1 protein-coding gene is annotated in these 277 nt (G+C 63.2%); it reads left to right on the top strand.

Going from position 1 to position 277, the window contains the following annotated elements:
- Nucleotides 1-277, top strand: a 277-nt coding sequence (locus RMT89_RS42720; protein ID WP_315889149.1) for a hypothetical protein, incomplete at both ends; no start/stop codon positions are given.

The following is a 277-nucleotide window of genomic DNA, read 5'->3' as shown; positions in this document are numbered from 1 at the left end:
ACTGGACGACTGCCGATCAGATCATTGAGGACGTGCTGGCTGCTGACGCCGTGCTCGATGATGACGACCTCGGTATCGACGGCTCTGTCGTGGTGCTGAACCCGGCCCAATACGGGAAGGTCGCGGCGAAGTTCGTCAAGGCCGACCTGGCCGCGAACGGTATATCGCGCTCGGTGGAGAGCGGGATGATTGGGGACTTCCTCGGCAAGACGTGGCTGGCGTCCAAGCATCTGCCGTTCTCCGACCCGATGGTGCTCGACCCGAGTCTGCTGGGTGG

Source organism: Streptomyces sp. P17, assembly GCF_032436805.1.
Taxonomy (GTDB): domain Bacteria; phylum Actinomycetota; class Actinomycetes; order Streptomycetales; family Streptomycetaceae; genus Streptomyces.
The sequence above is the reverse complement of the archived record's forward strand: the minus strand, read 5'-3'. Positions and strand labels throughout refer to the sequence as shown.